Origin of the sequence: Roseateles chitinivorans, assembly GCF_050632235.1 — a bacterium.
Lineage (GTDB): Bacteria > Pseudomonadota > Gammaproteobacteria > Burkholderiales > Burkholderiaceae_C > Roseateles > Roseateles chitinivorans_A.
On record NZ_CP192584.1, the window covers coordinates 6,237,036 to 6,259,137 of the forward strand.

The window sequence follows — 22,102 nt, forward strand, 5'->3', positions numbered from 1 at the left end:
CCACGATGTCCAAATCACTCCTGAGCAGACGCCTGAGTGCTGCCACCGCTGCGCTGGCCGCGGTTCCGGCATTCGCCGTAACGCCGCTGGCGGATCAGCCCGTGTTCTCCGCCGTCACCGTGCCGGGCAATCTGGCGTTGGCGCTGTCGGTGGAGTTCCCCACCGCCGTCGGCAATGCCCATATCGACGCCACCTACAACCCCGTCTCCACCTATCTGGGCTATTTCGACCCGAAGAAGTGTTATGACTACCGGCTCGCCGCGGCCCCAGGGGCCAAGGCGATCACCGTCGACCACTTCGCGCCGGTCGCCAAGGCTGTGGATCATGTGTGCTCGGGCAAGTGGAGCGGCAACTTCCTGAACTGGGCCACCACACAAACGATCGACCCGTTCCGCTGGGCCCTCACCGGCGGGTACCGCACGCTCGACACCGACTTCGTGACGGTGCTTCAGAAGGCCTACGCTTCCGGCCAGGGCGGCACCGGCAACTTCCCCGATCGCAACATCACTTCGTCCACCGTCATCGCTGGCGCTACGCCGCTGGTGGATATCGACAAGAACAAGACTGTTCCCTGGACCAGCCTGAAGATCCGGATCCAAGGCCTGGGCCGCCAGATGCGCTTCAGCGGCAGCGGCAACAACAACAGCGGCAACCCCTCCGCCTTCAATCCGGCCAGCACCAGTTGGGCAATGGGCACGTCGTTCGTGCTCAACGTCAATGCCAAGGTTTGCGACAGCACGCTGGGCATCGAGTATCTGGAGGCCAACTGCAAGCAGTACGGGACCAATTACAAGCCGGAAGGCCTGATCCAGCAGTATGCGAACCAGATCCGGTTCAGCGCGTTCGGTTATCTGAACGACGGCGATCTCAACCGTGACGGTGGGGTCCTTCGCGCGTCGCAGAAGTTTGTCGGTCCGCGCGAACCCATCCCGGGCGGGACCGACAAGGTCAATGACGTCGCGGAATGGAGTTCGGTGACCGGCGTCATGTATCCCAACGCCAGCCCCGACGACGTCAAGAATACAGCCACGGCGTTCGGAACCATCGAGAACAGCGGGGTGATGAATTACCTGAACAAGTTCGGGAATACCGGCACCTACAAGACCTATGACCCGGTGGGTGAGCTGTACTACGCAACGCTCCGCTATCTCAGGAATCTGGGCGATGTGTCAACCTGGTCCGCACCGAAGGTGTCGGATGCCAAGGCGTACGCCGACAACTTCCCGGTGGTCTCCCCTTGGAAGGACCCGGTCCTGTACGCGTGCCAGAAGAATTTCGTGCTCGGCATCGGTGACGTCAACACCCATGCCGACCGCAATGTGCCCGGCGGCTCCGGCAACTCCGAGCCGAAACCGCAGCCCACGGAAGTGAGCAACGACAAGGCGTTCGACGCGACGACGTTCACCAATTACGTCGGCACCATGAGCGGCATCAAGAATCTCGCGGACCAGCAGCCCTACAACGGCTGCTGCACCAATAACGGCGCGCTCATGGCCGGCATGGCCTACTGGGCCAACACGAACGACGTCCGCCCGGATCTTGAGGGGCGGCAGACCGTGCAGACCTACTGGGTCGACGTGCTGGAGCTCCAGACCTTCAAGACGAACAACCAGTATTACCTGGCGACCAAATACGGCGGCGCCACGCTGGCCGACGACTTTGATCCCACCAAACGCACCGCCGACCTGACGCAGGCCTGGTGGCACACCGGCGACTCGAGCGATACCGTTGGTGGTCAGTTGAGGCCCGACACCTATTTCACGGCGGGCAAACCGGACTCGATGGTCGACGGCCTGTCGAAGGCCTTCTCGAGCATCGCGTCGCGGATGAAGGCCTATTCGACAGCTCTGTCCACCACCAGCCGCTCTATCGGCGCCGCCGACACCGCCAACTACGCGGCACAGTTCGATGCCACAAGCTGGAGCGGCGAAGTTGTCGCACGCAAGCTGGGTGTCGACACGAAGACGAACGCGCTGACCAGCAACGACGTCTGGCGCTTCTCGGAAAAGCTCGCAGCCCAATTGGCCGACGTGGGCTGGAAAAATGGGCGGTTCATGGCCACCTACAACACCGAGAAACAGACGGTCGTGCCATTCAAGTACGACAGTCTGTCCAAATTGCAGCAGTCCGCCTTGGATACGACGTATGGCAAGGGCGATGACGGGAGCAGCTACCTGAATTATCTGCGGGGCGACCGCACAAACGAACAGAGCTCCACCCTCGACAACAGCCTCAAGGCCTACCGCAACCGCGTAGCGTTGCTCGGGGACATCGTCAACTCCAAGCTCGTGACCATCGGGCCGCCGTCTGCAGCCTTGGCTGAAGCGTCGAACCCGGGTTACGCAGCGTTCGTGGCCGCGAAGGCTGACCGCCGAACCATCCTGGTGACGGCGACCAACGCTGGCGTCGTTCATGTGATCGACGGTTCTCTGGACGCGAGCATCAAGCCCGAGCGGATCCCCGGCAAGGAGTTGTTCGCTTACGTCCCGGGTGGCACCTACCTCGGCCCCACCAACCTCCTCGCGAGCGCTCCGCTGGACGGCTTGGCCTGGGTGGGCAACCCGGCCATGAACCATCGCTTCCTGGTCGACGGCCCCATTGCCACGGCGGACGTGGACTTCAACCGCACCAACGGCGACCTGAACAACCCCGTGTCGGATTGGCACACCATCGTCGTCGGCGGCATGGGCAAGGGGGGCGCAGCATCTATGCCCTGGACGTCACCGACGTCGACGGGATCACCACCGACGAGCTCGCCGCCAAGAAGGTGCTGTGGGAGTACTCGGGGACCGACATGGGCTTCCAGTTCGGCGAGCCCCTCATCGCCAAGGTGGAGCGTTTCGGCTGGGTGGTGATGGTGCCCGCCGGCTACAACAACGCCTCCGGCAAGAATCATCTGTTCATCCTGGATCCCAAAACGGGCAAAGAACTGGCACGCATCGACACGCCGGTCGTGAACCCGCCTGCGGTAAACCCGGCGGCGGACGCCGGCACGCCGGACAGCCCCAGCGGGATGTCCACGATCTCGGCCTTCTACGCCGATATCTCTTCACTGGTGGCCGAGTCGGTGTATGGCGGTGATCTGTCGGGCGCTGTCTGGCGATTCGATCTGCGCGGTGAAAAGAAGAATCCCCAAGATCCCTTCGCCACGCCGGTGAAGATCGCTCAGGCGGCCGATTCGGCCAACAATCCGGAGCCGATCACGACCCGGATCGCGGTCATTGCCCAGCCCAACACCAACCGCCGCTTCATCGCATTCGGCACCGGCAAGCTGCTTGCAGCCAGCGACTTGAAGGATTCTCAAGGTCAACGCTTGTATGCCGTCTGGGATGGCAACGCAGGGCGCTTCAATTCGGCTGGCAATCTGCCGAAGGGTGTGACTTTCCCGATCACCCCTTCCAATCTGACGCGGCTGAACGATCTGACGCAAGCAACGGTCGTGGACTACTCGGAGAAAGTGGGCTGGTATGTCGACGCCGTTGCGGGATATCGAGTGATCACCGACCCGGTGTATTACGGCGGCACCGTGGCTTACGCCGCGACGCTGCCGAACAGCTCCAACCCCTGCAACCCTTCCGGAAGCAGCATCGTCTACGCCATCGACCTGGGTTCTGGGCGGTCTCAACTCGCCAACAATGCCGCCTACCTCTCGCCAGGTTTTGCGGTCACGGATCTCCAGTTCGTTCGAATTCCGTCGCCCCACGGAGACGGTGGGGATGGTGGCGTGGCCCTGGCGATCGGTGGATCCGGCGACAGCAACGTCAAGGCGCAACCGTCTGGCGACAAGGACTGCCCCCCGGCTCCGAGGCCGTCACCGGCCCGCTCGGTCTGCAGTGTGTCAAACCGCCTGCGGGCATTGGCAACCGACTGCTGAACTGGCGCGAAGTCCCGCTGCGCAGCGCCACGGGCGGCGTCCAGTAATCCGACGCTCGTTTCAACAGAAGCCCGGCCAGTGCCGGGCTTTTTTCGCCTGTGCCTGGCATCGACATGCCGCCCAGGGACATTCAAGTGGCACGCAGTGCCAACGAAAAGGCCCGCTGTCTTGCGACAGCGGGCCTTCGAGTTTCGTGAGTGTCGTCGAGGATCAACGCGGCAGTGCGCTGTCACCCATCAGGAACTCATCGATCGCACGCGCCGCCTGGCGGCCCTCTCGGATCGCCCAGACCACCAGCGACTGGCCGCGACGCATGTCGCCGGCCGCGAATACCTTTGCCGCGTTGGTCTTGTAGCCTCCATTGAACTCGGTCGTCGCCTTGGCGTTGCCGCGCGCATCCTTGGCCACGCCGAACGCCTCGACGATCGCGGCGACCGGGCTCACGAACCCCATCGCCAACAGCACGAGGTCTGCCTTGAGGATCTGCTCGCTGCCCGGAACCTCGACGACCTTGCCGTTGACCCATTCCACGCGCACCGTCTTCACGCCGGTGACCTTGCCCTTCTCGCCAAGGAACTCCTTGGTCGCGATCGCGAATTCGCGATCGCAGCCTTCCTCGTGGCTAGACGAGGTGCGCAGCTTGATCGGCCAGTAGGGCCAAGTCATCGGCCGGTCCTCGACTTCGGGCGGCTGGGGCATCAACTCGAACTGCGTCACGCTCTTGGCGCCATGGCGGTTGCTCGTACCGACGCAGTCGCTGCCAGTGTCCCCGCCGCCGATCACGACGACGTGCTTGCCATCGGCGCGCAACTGGCCCTTGAGCTTGTCGCCCGCGTTGACCTTGTTCTGCTGCGGCAGGAACTCCATCGCGAAATGCACACCGGCCAGATCGCGCCCCGGCACCGGCAGGTCGCGCGACTGCTCGGCACCGCCCGCCAGCAACACCGCGTCGAATTGCTGCGTCAGCTCCTCGGCGGTGACCACGTCCTTGGCCCAGTTCGTGACCTTCGAGCCCTCGGGCAGGTGCGCCACCATCACGCCGGTGCGGAAGACCACGCCCTCCGCTTCCATCTGCTGGACGCGACGGTCGATGTGGCTCTTCTCCATCTTGAAGTCGGGAATGCCGTAACGCAGCAGACCACCGACGCGGTCGTTCTTCTCGAACACCGTAACGCTGTGGCCCACCCGCACCAACTGCTGGGCGGCCGCCAGGCCCGCTGGGCCGGAACCGACAATGGCGACGGTCTTGCCGGTCTTCACCTTCGCCGGCCGCGGCGGCACCCAGCCTTCGGACCAGGCTCGATCGATGATCGCGTGCTCGATCGACTTGATGCCGACCGCGTCGTCATTGACGTTCAGCGTGCAGGCAGCCTCGCAAGGCGCCGGGCAGATGCGGCCGGTGAACTCGGGGAAGTTGTTGGTCGAGTGCAGCACCGCGATGGCGCTCTTCCAGTCCGCGTCCCCGCCCCGGTACACCAGGTCGTTGAAGTCCGGAATGATGTTGTTGACCGGGCACCCGCTGTTGCAGAACGGCGTGCCGCAGTCCATGCAACGTGCGCCCTGCTGCTTCGCCTGCTCGACGTTGAGGCCGATGACGAATTCCTTGTAGTTCTTGAGTCGCGCCTCGACGGGCTCGTAGCCCTCTTCCAGACGTTCGTACTCCATGAAGCCGGTGACTTTTCCCATGGCGGCTCTCTCCTGAATTCCTGAATCTTCGATGCGGTGACGGTCAGACCTTGGCCTTGGCGGCGGGGGCCTTGGCGTGGGCGATCGTGGCGGCGGTTTCCTTGGCCGCCCCCATCTCGCCCAGGGCCCGGCGGTACTCGTTCGGGAACACCTTGACGAACTTGGCGCGCGATTCGGCCCAATGGTCCAGGATGTCCCGCGCGCGTTGGCTGCCGGTCCAGCGGTGGTGGTCCTCGATCAGCTTCTTGAGCAGCGCCTCGTCGGTACGGGCCTCGCCGTCTCCCAGCTTGTGCCAGAGCGCCTTGTCCATCGTGGCTTCCTGCTCATGCGCGGGCTGCAGCTTGTCCAGCGAGACCATGCTGGTGTTGCAGCGCTTGGCGAACTGACCGTCCTCGTCGAAGACGTAAGCGACGCCGCCGCTCATGCCGGCGGCGAAGTTGCGACCGGTCCGGCCCAGCACGACCGCGGTACCGCCGGTCATGTATTCGCAACCGTGGTCGCCCGTGCCTTCGACGACTGCGGTCGCGCCGGACAGGCGCACCGCGAAGCGTTCCCCGGCGACGCCGCGGAAGAAGGCCTCGCCCTTGGTCGCGCCGTACAGCACGGTGTTGCCGACGATGATGTTCTTCGTCGCATCACCGCGGAAGTCGATGGAGGGTCGCACCACGATGCGGCCGCCCGACAACCCCTTGCCGGTGTAGTCGTTGGCGTCACCGATCAGGTAGAAGGTGATGCCCGGCGCCAGGAAGGCGCCGAAGCTCTGTCCGCCCGTGCCCTCCATCTGGATGAAGATGGTCTGGTCGTCCAGGCCCTCCGGACGGCGGCGGATCAACTCGCCCGAGAGCATCGCGCCCACGGTGCGGCGCACATTGGTCACTTCCTGCATGAAGCGCACCTTCTCGCCCTTCTCGAACGCGGGCAGGCACTTCTCGATCAGCTTGACGTCCAGCGCGCGGTCCAGGCCGTGGTCCTGCTGGTCGTTGTGCAGGCGGGCCACGTCGGCCGCCAGCTCCGGACGGTGGAAGACGCGGGTGAAGTCCAGGCCCTTGGCCTTCCAGTGACTGATGCCCTTCTTCGTGTCGAGCAGGTCGGCACGACCGATCAGGTCATCGAACTTGCGGATGCCCAGTTGCGCCATGATCTGACGTGCTTCTTCCGCAACGAAGAAGAAGTAGTTCACCACGTGCTCGGGCTTGCCGCTGAACTTCTTGCGGAGCAGAGGGTCCTGTGTCGCCACACCGACCGGGCAGGTGTTCAGGTGGCACTTGCGCATCATGATGCAGCCCTCGACGACCAGCGGGGCTGTCGCGAAGCCGAACTCGTCCGCGCCGAGCAATGCGCCGATGACAACGTCGCGACCGGTCTTCATCTGGCCGTCAGCCTGAACGCGCACACGTCCACGCAACCGGTTCAGGACCAGCGTCTGCTGCGCTTCCGCCAGGCCAAGCTCCCACGGCGTACCGCAGTGCTTGATCGAACTCCACGGCGACGCTCCGGTGCCGCCGTCGTGGCCGGCGATCACGATGTGGTCCGCCTTGGCCTTCGCCACGCCGGTCGCGATCGTGCCGACGCCCACCTCGGACACCAGCTTCACCGACACATCGGCGCGCGGGTTCACGTTCTTCAGGTCGTGGATCAGCTGCGCCAGATCCTCGATCGAATAGATGTCATGGTGGGGCGGCGGCGAAATCAGGCCCACACCCGGGACCGAGTGGCGCAGGAAGCCGATGTAGTCGGTGACCTTGCCGCCGGGCAGTTGGCCGCCCTCGCCGGGCTTGGCGCCCTGCGCCATCTTGATCTGGATCTGATCGGCGCTCACGAGGTATTCGGTCGTGACGCCGAAGCGGCCCGACGCGACCTGCTTGATGCGCGACCGCATCGAGTCACCGTCCTTGAGCTCGTAGTCGACCTCGACGACCTTGCTGCCGACGACGTCCGACATCTTGGTGCCGGCCGTGATCTTGATGCCCTTGAGCTCATTGCGATAACGGGCCGGGTCTTCTCCACCCTCGCCGGTATTGCTCTTGCCGCCGATGCGGTTCATCGCCACGGCCAGCGTTGCGTGTGCCTCGGTGGAGATCGAGCCCAGCGACATCGCGCCGGTGGCGAAGCGCTTGACGATATCGGCGGCCGATTCGACCTCCTCGAGCGGGACCGCCTGGCTCGGATCGAACTTGAACTCGAACAGACCGCGCAGCGTCATGTGGCGCTTGCTCTGGTCGTTGATCAGTTGGGCGTATTCCTTGTACGTGTCGAACTTGCCCGAGCGCGTGCTGTGCTGCAGCTTGGCGATCGCGTCGGGGCTCCACATGTGCTCCTCACCGCGGGCGCGCCAGGCGTATTCGCCGCCGGCGTCGAGCATGTGTTCCAACACCGGATCGTCGCCGAAGGCGGCGCGATGCAGGCGCAGCGCCTCTTCCGCGACCTCGAACACGCCGATGCCGCCGACCTGGGTCGGCGTGCCGCGGAAGTACTTGGCGACGAGATCGGCCTTCAGGCCGATGGCCTCGAAGATCTGCGCGCCGCAGTAGGACATGTAGGTCGAAATGCCCATCTTGGACATGATCTTCGACAAGCCCTTGCCCACCGCCTTGATGTAGTTGTAGACGGCCTTGTCCGCCGACAGCGAGGCCGGCAGTTCGGACGTCATCGCCTGCAGCGTCTCCAGCGCCAGGTAGGGGTGGACCGCCTCGGCGCCGAATCCGGCCAGCACGGCGAAGTGATGCACCTCGCGCGCGGTGCCAGTCTCGACGACCAGACCGGCCGTCGTCCGCAGGCCTTCGCGCACCAGGTGGTGGTGAACGGCCGACAACGCCAGCAGCGCCGGGATCGCCACGCGGTTCGCGCTCAGGTGACGGTCGGTGATGATCAAGATGTTGTGGCCGCCCTTGATCGCATCGACCGTTTCGGCGCACAGCGATGCAAGCTGGGCTTCAACCCCCTCGCGCCCCCAATCCAGCGGATAGGTGATGTCGAGCTCGTAGGGCTTGAACTTGCCATTGGTGTGATGCTCGATCGCACGCAGGCGGGCCATCGACTCGAAGTCCAGCACGGGCTGTGTCACCTCCAGCCGCATCGGCGGGTTCACCGCGTTGATATCGAGGAGGTTGGGCTTCGGACCGATGAAGCTGTTCAGCGACATCACGATCGCCTCGCGGATCGGATCGATCGGCGGGTTGGTGACCTGCGCGAACAGCTGCTTGAAGTAGTTGTAGAGCGGCTTGTTCTTGTCGGACAGAACGGCCAGCGGGCTGTCATTGCCCATCGAGCCGATGCCCTCCTCGCCGTTCGCCGCCATCGGCGCGAGCAGGAACTTGATGTCTTCCTGCGTGAAGCCGAAGGCCTGCTGGCGATCCAGCAGCGAAGCCGGGAACACCGGGGCGGTGACCTCCGGCGCGGGGATCTCGTCGAGCTTGACGCGGACGTTCTCGATCCACTGGCGATAGGGGCGGGCGTTCGCGTACTGGGTCTTGAGTTCCTCGTCATCGATGATGCGCCCCTGCTCCAGGTCGATCAGGAACATCTTGCCCGGCTGCAGGCGCCACTTCTTGACGACGCGCGACTCGGGGATCGGCAGAACACCGGATTCGGAAGCCAACACGACGAGGTCGTCGTCGGTGACCCAGTAGCGGGCTGGTCGAAGGCCGTTGCGGTCCAGCGCGGCACAGACCTGGCGGCCGTCGGTGAACACCATCGCGGCCGGGCCGTCCCACGGCTCCATCATCGCGGCGTGGTACTCGTAGAACGCGCGGCGTCGTTCATCCATCCACTCGTGCTGCTCCCACGCCTCGGGAATCATCATCATCGCGGCGTGCGCGAGCGGATAACCGGACATCGTCAGCAGTTCGATGGCGTTGTCGAAGGTGGCCGTGTCCGACTGGTGCTCGAAGCTGATCGGATACAGCTTCTTCAGATCGTCGCCCAGCACGGGGGACTTCATGACGCCCTCGCGGGCCCGCATCCAGTTGAAGTTGCCCTTGACGGTGTTGATCTCACCGTTGTGCGCGACCATGCGGTACGGGTGGGCCAGCGGCCACTCCGGGAAGGTGTTGGTCGAGAAGCGCTGGTGCACCAATGCGATGGCGCTCACGACACGCGGGTCGGCCAGGTCCTTGTAGTACTTGCCGACCTGGTCGGCGAGCAGCAACCCCTTGTAGATGACGGTGCGGCAACTCATCGACGGCACGTAGTACTCGCGGCTGTGCGTCAGCTTGAGCGCCTGGATCGCGCTGGAAGCCGTCTTGCGGATCACGTACAGCTTCCGCTCGAGAGCGTCGGGGACGATGATGTCCGGACCACGGCCGATGAAGATCTGCCGGATGATCGGTTCCTTCTCTCGCACCGTCGGCGACATCGGCATGTCGCGGTCCACCGGCACGTCGCGCCAGCCGATCAACACCTGGCCCTCAGCCTTGATCGCACGGGCCAGTTCCTGCTCGCAGGCCAGGCGCGACGCGTGTTCCTTCGGCAGGAAGATCATCCCGACGCCGTACTCGCCGGGCGGGGGAAGCGTGACGCCCTGCTTGGCCATCTCCGCACGGTAGAACTCGTCGGGGATCTGGATCAGGATGCCGGCGCCGTCGCCCATCAGCTTGTCCGCACCGACCGCACCGCGGTGATCGAGGTTCTCCAGGATCTTCAGGCCCTGCTGGACGATGTGGTGCGCCTTCTGTCCCTTGATGTGCGCCACGAAGCCGAGACCACAGGCGTCTTTCTCGTTGGCGCCGTCATACAGGCCGTGGGCGGCGAGCTCGCGGATCTCGTTCGTGGACGGGCCGCTCACCGGCATGGCGGCCGGGTTCTCGACGGGGGACGATGCTTGCGCGGGGCGCGGATCTTGAGCTGCCGACATCGGTGGCCTCCTGGACTCTCGGATAACGAAACCCGCGCAGGTTAAGACGCGTGCCGAAGTGGCACAAGCACAACTAAATGGGGTCAGACTCGAATTAGATCGAACGTTGTCTTCAGGTATCGATTAATTGGGGACAGAGTAAATCAATCCGGCGCCGACACCTTGATCTTGCGAGGGCGACCACGCGGACGCGGGCTCATTGGCCGCGGGCTGACCTCGCCAAGCAATTGCAGGAAACGTGCCGATCCCAGTGGCCACCCCTTGAGCGCCGCGTCGATGAGGCGAGCGCGTTCCATCTCCGACTCCCCCTCTTCCAGCCAGCGACGCCAGGCGAGTTCGCGCTCGAACGGCGTATTGCCGAGTGCCCAGAATCCCGGCGGATCGCTGATCAGCGGGTCGCGTCGGCGTCCGAGATGGTGCGCCGCCGATGACCAGACGAAGTCGCCGGGCTCGACGCTGAGGCCGGCACGCTGCGGGTTCAACTCGATGCAGCGCATAACGGTGAGCAGATGACTCTCCGCCTCCAGCGGTGCGGCGCGAAAGCGCCCTTCCCACAGGGTGCCGACCCGGCCATGGCGGAGATTGAAAGCGCTCACGTAACGACGCCCCAGCGCCTGCATCATGCGACTAAGACCCTCGTCGGCTGCAGGGGTTGCCAGCAAGTGCAGATGGTTCGGCATCACCACGTACGCATGGATCGCGACCCGGTGGGTGGCGGCACTCTCTTGCAGCGCGGCGAGCAGCGCCCGACGATCGTCGTCATCGACAACGATGGGCTGCAGGTTGTGCCCGCGGTGGATCAGGTGGTGCAGATGGCCGGCGAGCGCCAGCCGGGGAAGTCGGGCCATGGCAGGGAACAGTAGTCTGTCCCCAATTATGCGATGAGCTTCTTCCCGGTGAGCCGCTCGTGCTCCTTGAGCGCGAACCGGTCGGTCATGCCGGCGATGTAGTCGGCGCAGGCACGTGCATGGTCCTCGCCGTCCGCAAAGTCCGGCGGGAGATGCCCCGGATCGGTGAGGTAGAGCTGGAACAGCTCTCGCAACACCTGCTCGGCCCGGTCGCGCTGATGCTGGACGACCGGGTGGCGATAGAGGTTGGCAAAGAGGAAGCGCTTCAGCTCCGTGCTCGCCTGACGCATCTCGGGGCTGAAGCGCACCAGTGGTCCCTTCGTGCGCGCATCCTCGGCGTCGGCGGGCGCGGCGGCCTCGATGGCGGCGCGCGTGGCGTCGATGATGTCGTAGACCTGCTGCGACAGCATCCGGCGGATGGTCTCCGCAAGCAGCCGCTTGCCGGTCAGGCCCGGATACGCGGCCAGCGTCTCGCGCAGGTAGCGATGGACGAGAGGCACCTGCTCCAGCTGCTCCAAGGTCACGAGCCCCGATCGCACGCCGTCGTCCACATCATGCGCGTTGTAGGCCACCTCGTCGGCCAGGTTGCAGAGTTGCGCCTCCAGGCTCGGCTGTCCGCCGCGCAGGAAGCGCGCCGCAACGCCTCCCGGCTCGCGGTCCTCGATGCGTTGAGCATCGCGCTTGCCGCAATGCTTCAGGATGCCCTCGCGGCTCTCGAAACTGAGATTGAGCCCGTCGAAGGCCGGATAACGTTGCTCGAGCTTGTCGACCACCCGCAGGGACTGCAGGTTGTGTTCGAACCCGCCGTGCGCCTTCATGCAGTCGTTCAGCACATCCTGACCGGCATGGCCGAACGGCGTGTGCCCCAGATCGTGGGCCAGCGCGATGGTCTCGACGAGGTCCTCGTCGAGCGCCAGGCTGCGCGCGATGGAGCGCCCCAACTGCGCGACCTCCAGCGAATGCGTCAGCCGCGTGCGGAAGAGGTCGCCCTCATGGTTGAGGAAGACCTGCGTCTTGTAGACCAGCCGGCGAAAGGCCGTGCTGTGGACGATCCGATCGCGGTCACGCTGGAATTCGCTACGCGTTGGCGCCGACGCCTCGGAATGCCGTCGACCGCGACTGCGCGCGGGGTCGGAGGCAAAGGGCGCGCGCAGCATCATCATGGTCGTTTCAGGCTTTCAGCGGGATCCGGACTCAGTGTGAGCGGCGATCACCTCGGCCACGAGCGCGTCGGGCGCTCCCCGCATGCCGGCCTTGCCGAGGCCTTCGATGACGACGAACCGGATCTCGCCCCCTTCGTTCTTCTTGTCGACCCGCATCAGATCGAGCCATCGATCGATCGGCATCGCAGGCGCCTTGACCGGCAGGCGCGCCCGCTCGATCAGCCGCGCCATCCGGTCGACGAAGGAAGTGGGCATCAAACCGAGCCGTGCTGACAACTCCGACGCAAGCACCATGCCGCAACCGACGCCTTCGCCGTGCAGCCAGGCGCCATAGCCGAGACCGGTCTCGATCGCGTGGCCGAAGGTATGACCGAAGTTCAGGATGGCGCGCAGGCCGGCTTCGCGCTCGTCCTGACCGACGACCCAAGCCTTGATCTCGCAGCTGCGCTTCACGGCGTAAGCCAGCGCTGACTTGTCCCGGGCCAGCATCGCGTCGAGGTTGTCCTCGATCCACTCGAGGAAGGCCGCATCGGCGATCGGTCCGTACTTGATGATCTCGGCGAGGCCGGCGGAAAGCTCCCGCTCAGGCAAGGTGTCGAGCGTGTCCAGATCGGCGACGACGCGGGCCGGTTGATAGAACGCGCCGACCATGTTCTTGCCGCGCGGATGATTGATGGCGGTCTTGCCGCCGACCGACGAATCGACCTGCGCTAGCAAGGTCGTCGGAACCTGGACGAACGGCACGCCGCGCATGTAGATCGCCGCGGCGAAGCCGGTGAGGTCACCGATCACGCCGCCCCCCAATGCAAACAGCACGGTCTTGCGATCGGCCGCGCCGGCGAGGAGATGGTCGATGACGACGTCGAGCGACGCCCAGCTCTTGTGCTGCTCGCCGTCCGGCAGGATCACGGCTTCGATCCGCGTGTAATGGGGCGCCAGTTGACGCTTCAGTCGATCGAGATAGATCGGCGCGACGACGTCGTTGGTGACGATCAGCGCCGCCGAGGCCCGCGGCAGTCCTGACCAGGACGACGACGTGTCGAAGAGGCCGGAGCCGATGAGGATGTCGTAACGACGGTCGCCCAGGTCGATGGCGACCGTGGACGTGGAGTCAGGAGCCGGAGCGATCATTCCCGGGAGTGTACGGGGCCTCACTGGCGCCGACGGTGGCCGCGACCCGCGCCGGATCGATCAACCCTGCCAGCTCCAGCTGCATCAGGATCATGTTCGCCAGACCGTGGACAGAAGGGCGACTGGACTCGAGCACGAAATGCGCGCAACGCCGATAGAGGGGATCGCGCTGCCCATACAGCTCGCGCAACTTGGCCATCGGATTGGCCACCTGCAGCAGCGGACGTTGCGTATCGTGCCTCAAGCGTCGGAAGAGTTCTTCAGGCGATGACCGAAGGTACACGACTGTCGAAAGCGACTTGAGACGATCCCGATTGATTTCGCGAAGCACCGCACCGCCACCGGTCGCGAGGATCATCTCCCTGCCTGCGTCCGCATCATCGAGCAAGCGCGCGATGGTGCGCGATTCGAGGTCCCGAAATGACGATTCGCCCTCACGGGCGAAGTAGTCCTTGATCGTCTCGCCGCCGAGATCCTTTTCGATCTCGGCGTCGGTGTCGACGAAAGGGATGTCGAGCTGCCGGGCCAGCATGCGGCCGACGGTGGATTTACCACCGCCGGGCATGCCGACCAGGGAGATCGTCAGTTGCTGCACGCGGTGCCGACAGCGGGGCTTCCCACGGACACTTTCTGGGTCACGCCCGACACCGTGCCCTTGGGGCTCTCAAAATTCACCGTCACCGTACCCGCCGACGTACCGGTCGCGAAGGTATACGAAACCGAGGCGAGCGTCGGGTCTGTCGTGCTGATCAAGGGCGTTCCGCCCAGCACTTCGACGGTGATGCCCGTCGACGCCTTGGCGGTGATTTTGGTACCCGCTGGCATCGGGTTGAATGCCGTGCTGTTGCTGTCAGCAACGTAGAAGTTCAGTGTTCCGACGGTCGAGTTACCAGCGTAATGGGTACCGGCCCCCATCGCGAGATAGTTGACCAGATTCTTGCGCGGAGTCGCTTCCGGCGAATAACCCAGCCACGTGCTGGCTGCGCCGTTCTCGTCGGAGCCCAAAACGTAGGAGAAGTCGATCAGATTGCGATATACGCAAGTGGCAGGTGAGCCATCTCCGACCACCTTCTTGGCGTCATTCATCGTGAAGACGGGCAATGCGCCCGACGTCGAGAAAACGGTCGTGACCGCCCGACGAACATAAGCGCGGCCCCAGGCCTGATCGCAGGATCCAGGCTTGCTCGGAATCGACGCATTCAGCTGCAAGAGCGATGCGCCCGGTTCGGTCGCCCATGCGCTGCAGGCGAGGCTCGCGCCGAGACTCGCGGAAATCAGCTGATCAGAGTTCGAGTTGTAGAAGTTGTTGAACAGCCGATCGACGTAGATGTCACCCAGATCCTGGTACGGTTCGCCAGCATCGAAGATGTTGTTTCCGTTCTGGTCGATGAACGACTCTTCACCCAATGCATAGGCAGTCACGGTAACTCGACCGTCGGCGGGCCTTGGCTCCGAACTCACGAAATTGGCTGTCGCCGTCGCAATGCCCGCTGCATTCTTCGCCGTTTTGGCCGACGCGTTGATCTGCCCGCCTTCAGCGACAAAGTTCACCGCAGTGTCATCCGGCACCGGGTTCCCCATGCGGTCGGATACCGTCACGGTATAGGTGTTTGGGGTGCCGTCGAAGTTGGCACCTTCGATGTTGGCAGCGCCTTGCGCCAGCGAGAAATTCAGCTGCGAAGGCAAGCCGACCGCGATCGACAATGCACTCGAGACGGCCTGAACAGCGGGAGTATTGACCAAGGCCGCACGAACTCGCACGGGGGTCGGGACCGTCCCCGAATTGACGCGAACGATCACGGCGCCATTGGAGTCGCTTGTGCGCGTAATGGTCTGATTCGTGACGCCGTCCAGCGTGAGTCCGCCTGCCCAGGTCGTTGCGGTCAGGTTGACCGTCTGATTGGGCACGCCGTTGCCGTTCGCGTCGACGATGCGGAAAGTAACGTTGGAGTTCTCGACGGCCCCCGACCCCTTCAGATAGATGGTCGGCGGCGTGGCGTCAGCAAAGGTCACACTGGCCACCGTCGGGGCCACGACGGGAAGCGTCAGCGACCGCGAAACCGCCGAGCCCGACACGGTAGCTTGCAACGTATCGCTGTTCTGGTAGGAACCGCAGCCGTTGTCGCGGAATGTGAACGTGGCCTTTCCGGTAGACGTCGAGACCGACGCAGGCGTCAACGTCGCATGCGCTCCGGACACACAGGACGAGGTCAGTGTCACGGTGACGGGCGTTGCTGGCGAGGTGCCGCCCAGATCCACTGTCAGGCCGGTCTGACCATAAGCGCCCAGCGATGTCACGTCGGCAGAGAACGCGGTGATCGTCACATCGGTCGCGGTCAGCTGAAATCCGGCGGTCGCACTCAGCGTGGTACTACCCACCACTGCAGTAGCCGTCAACGTGTCCGCGCCCGCTGCGGTAGCCGTGGTCGGAGCCAGCGTCGTCTTCGCGACGCCGTTCGCATCCGTCAGTGCGGATGCGGGTTGGGGCGTGCCCTGGCTGTTCGTCACGGCAAAAGCGACAACCACGCCAGCCAGCGGTGCACCGGAAGCATCCTTCAGCGTCACGGATGCGGTCGCCGGCGCCGAAGAGGTGACTGTCGTACTGGACAACGCCAGGGCGATCGTCGGCGTCGTCGGCGTGGTGGTGCCTCCGCCAGTGCCATTACCCGGCCCCACCACCGGCGTGCCGGCATCACCACCGCCACCGCCACCGCAAGCGGCCAGCACCGCCACCATCGTGGCCGTCAACACCAGGCGCGCGGCACCACGGGTCATCGTGGAATTGTCGCCAACGCTGGCCACTCGTTCGATTCGCTTCATGTCTTGCTACTCCTGCGTCCGCGGCATTTGCCTGGCCGCGGCATCCTCTCTGAAATGCGTTCGCGCCACCGGCCCTTTCCGGCTCTTGTGGCGGCTGTTCTCACGCGAACGCGCTTTGGCTTTGTGGTTCCGACGCTGTGGTCGAACTGGCGCTGGCGCCAGCGTCGCTCAGCGTGCAGTCGCTGTCACACGCTCGCTCACCACCTTCGGCGTGATGAAGATCAAGAGCTCCGTCTTCGACGTGCTGCGCGACCGGTTCTTGAACAGGTTGCCCAGCAGCGGGATGTCGCCGAGGTAAGGCACCTTGTTCTCGCTCTCGAGGTCTTCCTGCGTATAGATGCCGCCGATCACGACCGTGCCGCCGTTCTCGACCAGCACCAGCGTCTGCACATGCTTGTTGTTGATCGCGTAGCCTTGCGGAGTCAGCGTGCCGCGGCTGTCCTTGTTCACGTCCACCGTCAGGATCACGTTGCCTTCCGGTGTGATCTGCGGCGTGACTTCCAGCTTCAGCACGGCCTTCTTGAAGCTGATCGACGTGGCGCCACTGGAGGTCGATTGCTGGTACGGGATTTCCTCGCCCTGCTCGATCAGCGCCTTGGTCTGATCAGCCGTGACGACACGTGGGCTGGACACGATCTTGCCGCGCCCATCAGCCTCCAGTGCGGAGATTTCCAGATTCAGGAAGCGGTTCGCGGTTGCGCTGAACAATGAGAGGGCAAAGTTCGCTGCCGTCGCACCGCCAAAACCATCACCGGTGGTGTTGGCCGGCAGGTTGACGAACTGCGAGTCAGCATAGGTGTAGCCGCTCTGCTGATTTGTCTGTGAACCGACGGCTGAGTAGTTGCCACCGATGGTCAAGTAGTTGCTGCCGCCCACGTTGTAGCCCGGAATGCCGCCCTGGCGTCCACGCAGGTCGCTCGCCCCCAGCTTGACGCCCAGGGCACGCCCGAAGCGGTCGTCGGCCTCGACGATGCGAGCCTCGATCAGCACCTGGCGAACAGGCACGTCGATCTTCGCAATCAGCGCCTGGATCTCTTCGAGCTTGGCTGGAATGTCGCTGACGAACAGCTGATTCGTGCGGGTCTCCCAGATCACGCTGCCGCGCGGCGACAGAATGCGGGACGTCTGGGCGCCGCCGCCGCCCTGATTGTTCTGGCCAGTCAGCCCCTTGGCGACGTCTTCAGCCTTCGTGTAATTCATCTGGAAAGACTGCGTGCGCAGCGGTTCCAGTTGAGCAACTGCCTGCTTCGCCTCCAGCTCGGCCTTTTCCTTGCTGGCCAGCTCTTCCTTCGGCGCAATCCACAGCACGTTGCCCGACTTGCGCATGCCTAGGCCCTTGGCCTGCAGGATGATGTCCAGCGCCTGGTCCCAAGGGACGTCCTTCAGACGCAAGGTCACATTGCCAGTGACGGTATCGCTGGTGACGACGTTGAAGTTGGTGAAGTCGGCAATGACCTGCAGCAACGCGCGCACGTCGATGTTCTGGAAGTTCAGGCTCAGCTTGTCGCCGGCATAGCCCGGGCCCTGCGTCAGCTTGTTCGGGTCAACTTTTTGCGGACGCACTTCCAGCACGAACTGGTTGTCGCTCTGGTAGGCGCTGTGCTCCCAGACGCCCTTCGGCGTCACGACGAGGCGCACGCGGTCGCCTTGCTGGCTGGCCGCAATCGACTGCACCGGCGTGCCAAAGTCCGTGACATCCAGCTTGCGACGCAGGCGCTCCGGCAGCGTGCTGCGCAGGAACTCGACGATCAGGTTCTGGCCTTGCTGCTGGATGTCGACGCCGACCTGACTGCTCGGCAGGTTCACCACGACGCGACCTGCGCCGTCATTGCCGCGACGGAAGTCGATGTCTTGCAACCCTTGCGCGGCGGCGTTCTGACTCGGTGCGAAGTGGACAGGTTCGGACGCGGCGGACGTCGCGGCGGCAGCAGCGGCCGGCGCTGCGCCCGATGCGGCATCCAGGAAGATCAGCAGCGAGTTGTCCTGCAGCTGCGCGCGGAAAGTGCTCGCCTGGCGCAGGTTCAGCACCACGCGGGAGCGATCACCCGCCTGCGCCACATTGGCCGAACGCATGTTGCCGGAATTGATCTCGACCGCGTTGCGCCCCAGACCGTTCGACACGCCGGGAAGATCCAACGCAATACGCGGCGGCACCTGCACGGCGAAACCGCGCGGCACCTCGGTCAGCGGTTGCGCCAGTTCGATCCGGACAATGTCCGAGCCGGATTGCTGAGTCGCACTGATCGACTTGATCATGTTCTGCGCCCAGGCCTGGACGGGCATCAGCACCGCCAGCCCCACCGCGCAAGCCAGAGCCTGCCAGCGCTTGACGCGCCCTTCTCGTTCCCTCGTACGGACGCTCATCGAAGCGTTCTCCACAACAGTGTTCTTCATCGTCCCTGCTCCTGAAGCTGGAGAGTACTGGTGCGTTCAATCCATTCGCCCGCAGCGTCCTGGACGACTTCTCGCAACGTGATTTCGGTTTCGCTGATCTTGGTGATGCGGCCAAAGTTCTGGCCCATGTAATCACCGACCCGCGCCTGATACAGCAGGCTGTCGACCCGCAGCAATGCATAAGGGCGGCCGTCCCTGGAGACGCTGCCGACCATCGCCATCGAATCCAGCGGGAAGGCTTCCAGTGGTTCACGACGACGCTTCATCTCGGCCGCAAGCAACGAGCTCGGCTGCGAGGCCTCGCGCCTCAGCGCCACGGTCAGCTTCTGGGTGCTGAACGGGTCGACCACCGCCTGCGCCTCGTAGGGCTGCGGCTGGAAGGTCTTCGGCGGCGTCAGCGGTTTGACAGTGGGCCGCGCCTGCGCCCGTTGCTCGTCCATCCACTGCTGCAACTCATCCGTGCTGGACGTGCAGCCTGCCAGCAACGCGCCGGCGAAGGCGAGACTGACCAGGCCGAGCGCCCGGATCGTAGCTCGATCCGACATCGCCGTGCCGGGCGACGTCGTGCGGGGGCGAACGAAGCGCGTCATTTCTTCTTCTCCGCGGCCGCCGCGGCCTTCTTCTGCTCCTCAACCTCGTTCGGGTCGAGATAACGGTAGGTCCGGGCCGTGGCCTCCATCGACAAGGTCGTGTTGGTGTCGGTGCGAGGCGGGGCGCCGCCAGATGCGCCAGGAACAATGATGGACAGGTCGTGCAGCGTGACGATCCGGGACAGGTTCGACACGTCCGCCGTGAATGCGCCGATGTCGTGATAGCGCCCGGTCACCTTGATCGCGATCGGCTGCTCGGCGTAGTAGTCCCGCATGACGATGCCGCCCGGACGGAACAATTCGAACTGGAGGCCACGCCCCAGGCCTGCCTGGTTGATGTCCGACAGCAGGGCATCCATCTCGGCCTTGCCGGGCAGCTGCTTCTCCAGCTGGAGCACGTACTCCTCGACCTGGCTTTTCTGCTTGCGAAGCTCGGGCAGGTTCACCGCCTGCGTCAGCTTGTTGTTGAAGTCTTCCTTCAACTGCGGTTCCTTCTGTCCTTCCGCATCCAGTGCCGCCTGCTCGTCCGACAACACGGCAAACCAGCCCAGCACCACCGTCAGCAGCGCCACCACGATGAACGCGGCGTACCGCGGCGCCGGCGGCCATTGGCCCGGCTCCTGCATGTTCAGGTTCTGAAACTGACCGGAGAAGTCCGCGAACCAGGCGTTGAGGTCCAGGTTTTTCAAGTTAGCCATGGTGTCCTCACGTCTTCTTCGCTGGCGCGCCGGGGCCGCTGGCACCATCGGCGGCGGGATCGGGCGTCACGCTCTTGATCCCGACCTTGATGGAGAAATCGAACAACCGCCGCGGATCACGCGGGTTCACGGCAGCAGCCCGGATTTCGACGAGATCGGGAGTCTCCACCCATTCAGCGCGGCTCAGGTTGCGCAGCATTTCGGACACGCGCTCGTTGGAAGCTGCCACGCCCGCGATCACCACGACCTTGCCAGTCTGCCGCATCGACTGGAGGAAGACACCCTCGGGCGTGAACTTCGCGAGTTCGTTGAGCAGATGCACCGGCGTGTTGCGGTCGCTCTGGAGGTTCTCGACCGCGCGTTGACGGGCACGCAAGGCATCGATTTCCGCACGCAGCGTCGCGATGTCCTTGATCTGGATGTCGAGCTTGGTGATCTCGGCCTTCAGATAGTCATTGCGCGCGGCTTGCGCAGCAGTCAACTGCTGCAACAGCAGATAGATGAAGGCCGCGACAAGCAGACCGACGACGAGGGACATTCCCAGCCCGACGAAGAACGCGGCCTTGCGGCGCTTACGTTTCTCCTCACGGTGCGGGAGCAGGTTGATCAGAATCACTGAAAGAACCTCCGCATGGCGAGGCCGCACGCTGTCAGATACGCCGGCGCTTCACGGCGCAGCTTGGACTCGCGCACCGCAGAACCGAGCACCATGTTCTCGAATGGGTTGACCACCATGCAGGCGAAGCCGGTCAGCTCCGTCACCCGCTCCTTCAGGCCGGGCAACGTGGCAGTGCCGCCGGCCAGCATCACGTAATGAACCTTGTGATGCGGGGTGCTGGTGAAGAAGTACTGGAGCGCCCGGCCGATCTCCTGCGACAGAGAATCGACAAAGGGATTCAGCACCTGAGTCTCGTAGTCGTCCGGCAGTTCGCCGCTGAGCTTCTTCAACTCCGCCTCCTCGAACGAGAAGCCGTACTGTCGCGAGATCAGTTGGGTCAACTGCGAGCCGCCAAAAGCCTGGTCACGGTCGTAGAGCATTTCATCGTCGCGCAGCACCTTCAACGAGGTGGTGTCGGCGCCGATCTCGAACAACGCAACCAGCGCATCCTTGCCCTCGTTGGGCAGCGTCTCGACCAGACGGCCGACGGCCATCCGCGATGCATGGGACTCGATGTCCAGCACGACCGGCTTGAGGCCAGCAGCCTCCGCCAGCGCCTGACGATCCTGGACGCGATCCTTGCGGGATGCGGCGATCAGCACTTCGACGTCGCCGACCGAGGTCGGGCTCGGGCCGATGACGCAGAAGTCCAGTGAGACCTCATCCAGCGAGAACGGGATGTACTGGTTGGCTTCGGCCTCGACCTGCAGCTCGAGCTCCTCCTCGCGGAGGCCTGCCGGCAACATGATCTTCTTGGTGATGACCGAGCTCTGAGGCATCGCCAGCGATGCCTGCCGGGTCCTGCTGCCACTGCGCGTGACCACCCGGCGGACAGCGTCCGCGACCTCGTCGAATTTCTCGATCTGGCCGTCGGTAATCCAGCCTTTTTCGAATGGCTCGGTGGCGAAACGTTCAAGCACGTATTCGCCGTTCGAGTTTTGACTCAATTCCACAAGCTTGACACTGGACGACGAGATGTCCAGGCCAATCATGGGTGGATGCGCACGTCCGCGCAGTAGGTCCAACAGCCCCATGATGCGTTCCCCCAACGCGCCGCTCATGCGCCGGTTTGTTAATAAGTTACTTGAATGCTATCAGCAAAGCCTTTGTCGCCCCAAGGCAAAGCGGTCACAGCAAGTAACGCAGCGTTGCGTAACATACACGCCATCGATGGGTGGGGAAAGCGCCAAAAATCGACGATTTCCACCCCATTTCGAACGGTATTACTCAGATTCCCGCTTTGCCCAATCCCCCGCCCGGACACCTTCAAGAGGGATGTCTCAGGTCTGGCAGAAAAGGCAGCCGCGCAGTGTCCGCGAAAGTCCTCACGACACCTGTAACAGTCAAGAGGTCACGGATCGGACGCGCGGAGCCTCGCCTGGGGCCGT

14 protein-coding genes are annotated in these 22,102 nt (G+C 64.1%); 2 read left to right on the forward strand and 12 right to left on the reverse strand.

Annotated elements, in window-relative coordinates; all coding sequences use genetic code 11:
• Positions 1-5 precede the first annotated feature (5 nt).
• Positions 6-2,855: a pilus assembly protein gene (locus ACQ859_RS28600; RefSeq protein ID WP_431263819.1), complete on the forward strand. Its 2,850-nt coding sequence runs from the start codon at positions 6-8 to the stop codon at positions 2,853-2,855.
• The gene (locus ACQ859_RS28605) at positions 2,738-3,874 is read left to right on the forward strand and encodes a pilus assembly protein (protein ID WP_431266682.1); all 1,137 of its coding nucleotides are present in this window, start codon (positions 2,738-2,740) and stop codon (positions 3,872-3,874) included. The genes ACQ859_RS28600 and ACQ859_RS28605 overlap by 118 nt, the downstream gene beginning before the upstream one ends.
• Before the next feature lie 210 nt (positions 3,875-4,084).
• Here ACQ859_RS28605 and ACQ859_RS28610 read toward each other — a convergent pair whose 3' ends face one another.
• The 12 genes from ACQ859_RS28610 to ACQ859_RS28665 all read right to left on the reverse strand — a co-directional run bounded on the left by ACQ859_RS28610 (position 4,085) and on the right by ACQ859_RS28665 (position 21,748).
• Positions 4,085-5,560: a glutamate synthase subunit beta gene (locus ACQ859_RS28610; RefSeq protein WP_431263820.1), complete on the reverse strand. Its 1,476-nt coding sequence runs from the start codon at positions 5,558-5,560 to the stop codon at positions 4,085-4,087.
• A 43-nt stretch (positions 5,561-5,603) separates the two neighbouring features.
• Entirely contained in the window at positions 5,604-10,349 is a 4,746-nt protein-coding gene (locus tag ACQ859_RS28615; RefSeq protein WP_431266683.1) for a glutamate synthase-related protein, read from the reverse strand.
• 206 nt (positions 10,350-10,555) lie between these two features.
• Positions 10,556-11,260: a transposase gene (locus ACQ859_RS28620; protein WP_431263821.1), complete on the reverse strand. Its 705-nt coding sequence runs from the start codon at positions 11,258-11,260 to the stop codon at positions 10,556-10,558.
• A 26-nt stretch (positions 11,261-11,286) separates the two neighbouring features.
• The gene (locus tag ACQ859_RS28625) at positions 11,287-12,417 is read right to left on the reverse strand and encodes a deoxyguanosinetriphosphate triphosphohydrolase (RefSeq protein ID WP_431266684.1); all 1,131 of its coding nucleotides are present in this window, start codon (positions 12,415-12,417) and stop codon (positions 11,287-11,289) included.
• A gap of 21 nt (positions 12,418-12,438) precedes the next feature.
• Complete coding sequence (aroB, locus tag ACQ859_RS28630) at positions 12,439-13,554, reverse strand: 3-dehydroquinate synthase (protein WP_431263822.1); 1,116 nt, start codon at positions 13,552-13,554, stop codon at positions 12,439-12,441.
• On the reverse strand, positions 13,535-14,140 hold the full coding sequence (locus tag ACQ859_RS28635) for a shikimate kinase (protein ID WP_431266685.1): 606 nt from the start codon (positions 14,138-14,140) through the stop codon (positions 13,535-13,537). Before ACQ859_RS28635 ends, aroB begins: the two co-directional genes overlap by 20 nt.
• Positions 14,137-16,374, reverse strand: a complete 2,238-nt coding sequence (locus ACQ859_RS28640) for a hypothetical protein (RefSeq protein WP_431263823.1) — start codon at positions 16,372-16,374, stop codon at positions 14,137-14,139. The genes ACQ859_RS28635 and ACQ859_RS28640 overlap by 4 nt, the downstream gene beginning before the upstream one ends.
• Before the next feature lie 168 nt (positions 16,375-16,542).
• Positions 16,543-18,768, reverse strand: coding sequence for a type IV pilus secretin PilQ (gene pilQ / locus ACQ859_RS28645; protein WP_431263824.1), 2,226 nt, complete (start codon positions 18,766-18,768; stop codon positions 16,543-16,545).
• Positions 18,765-19,313, reverse strand: a complete 549-nt coding sequence (locus ACQ859_RS28650; RefSeq protein WP_431266686.1) for a pilus assembly protein PilP — start codon at positions 19,311-19,313, stop codon at positions 18,765-18,767. Before ACQ859_RS28650 ends, pilQ begins: the two co-directional genes overlap by 4 nt.
• A 41-nt stretch (positions 19,314-19,354) precedes the next feature.
• Complete coding sequence (locus tag ACQ859_RS28655) at positions 19,355-20,056, reverse strand: type 4a pilus biogenesis protein PilO (RefSeq protein WP_431263825.1); 702 nt, start codon at positions 20,054-20,056, stop codon at positions 19,355-19,357.
• Positions 20,057-20,063: 7 nt separating this feature from the next.
• Positions 20,064-20,672, reverse strand: a complete 609-nt coding sequence (locus tag ACQ859_RS28660) for a PilN domain-containing protein (RefSeq protein WP_431263826.1) — start codon at positions 20,670-20,672, stop codon at positions 20,064-20,066.
• The gene (locus tag ACQ859_RS28665; RefSeq protein WP_297528858.1) at positions 20,669-21,748 is read right to left on the reverse strand and encodes a pilus assembly protein PilM; all 1,080 of its coding nucleotides are present in this window, start codon (positions 21,746-21,748) and stop codon (positions 20,669-20,671) included. The genes ACQ859_RS28660 and ACQ859_RS28665 overlap by 4 nt, the downstream gene beginning before the upstream one ends.
• Between the last annotated feature and the right edge of the window lie 354 nt (positions 21,749-22,102).